Genomic DNA, 1,204 nt, shown 5'->3' with positions numbered 1-1,204 from the left:
CGCGGCGTTGACCGCCAGGGCGCTGCGGGTCAGCAGGTTGCCGCCGAGGAACATCGCGGCACCGCACAGGGCGCCGGCGCCGATAAAACGCCGGCGGCTGAGGCCGACCATCTGTTCCAGGTCGGTGGCTTGGTTTTCTTCTAATAGGCTCATTTCAGGCTCCCTGCGGGTTTTTGCAGCCACCTTAGGGAGCAGTCGTGACGAAATTGTTGCAGTTTGAAGCGCTACACCGGAGTGCCCAGCAGCACGTTGCTGGGGGAGAACTGCACCTTCACCTGCAGGCCTTCGGCGGCATGGATCTGCGCAAGCGCGTCGGGCCGGGCCAGGGCGCAGAGAACCTGGCCGTTGGGCAAGGTGATCCGCACCTCGCTGGGGCCGTCTTCGGCATCGAGAATGGCGTCGATTTTTCCTTCCAGGCAATTGTGTCCAGGTGTTGCTGCCTGCGTGACGGCCAGTACTTCAAGCCAGCCGGCCTTGATCAGGGCGACGACTTCGGTGCCGATCTCCAGCTCCAGGCGCAAGGTACTGTCGTGGGTGATCTGCGCATCCAGGCGCAGCCCGGCTGCCAGCTCCAGGCGAATCAGGTCATTGCGGCCGTGGCTGTCGATGGCGATCACCCGGCCGTGCAACTGGTTACGTGCGCTGGTGCGCAGCATCAGGCGGCCCAGCAGGTTGAAGTCGCTGGCGTCTTCGGCACAATCCAGCACCTGGGCTTGCAACACCTGCAGGCGTTGGTAAAGGCGTAATACCCGCTCACCCTCGGCCGTCAACCTGGCGCCGCCACCGCCCTTGCCGCCGACGCTGCGTTCCACCAGGGGCTTTTGCGCCAGGTTGTTCAGCTCGTCGATGGCGTCCCAGGCCGCCTTGTAGCTCAGCCCCGCGCTCTTTGCGGCGCGGGTGATGGAGCCTTGTTCGGCAATATGTTGCAGCAGTGCAATGCGCTGCGGGCGACGGACGATGTGTTGGCTCAAGAGGGTTGGCAGGGACATGGTTACACGCTTCGATGGAATGGGCTGACGTTGCGGGCAGGGCGCCCGCGAGTCAAGTCATGTGCCGGGCTTGGGCGTCCGTGCCAGGCAATACACATCCACCTGTCGGGCGCCGGCATCCATCAACAGGCGGGCGAGACTGCTGGCGGTGGCGCCGGTGGTCAGTACGTCGTCGATCAGCGCCAAGTGCCGGCCTTTGACTTGCGCGCCGTCGG

General features: G+C 64.7%; 3 protein-coding genes. All 3 read right to left on the bottom strand.

The window, feature by feature from the left end:
* Positions 1-153: twin-arginine translocation signal domain-containing protein (locus HX846_RS35790; protein WP_178967300.1), on the bottom strand; the 153-nt coding region annotated here is incomplete at its 3' end.
* 71 nt (positions 154-224) lie between these two features.
* Positions 225-989 (bottom strand): TOBE domain-containing protein, encoded by a 765-nt coding sequence (locus HX846_RS35785; protein WP_134327426.1) that lies wholly within the window; start codon positions 987-989, stop codon positions 225-227.
* 57 nt (positions 990-1,046) lie between these two features.
* Positions 1,047-1,204: ComF family protein (locus tag HX846_RS35780; protein WP_372242058.1), on the bottom strand; the 158-nt coding region annotated here is incomplete at its 5' end.

Origin of the sequence: Pseudomonas sp. K5002 (assembly GCF_013386655.1) — a bacterium.
Taxonomy (GTDB): domain Bacteria; phylum Pseudomonadota; class Gammaproteobacteria; order Pseudomonadales; family Pseudomonadaceae; genus Aquipseudomonas.
This window is presented reverse-complemented; position numbering and strand designations above follow the sequence as displayed.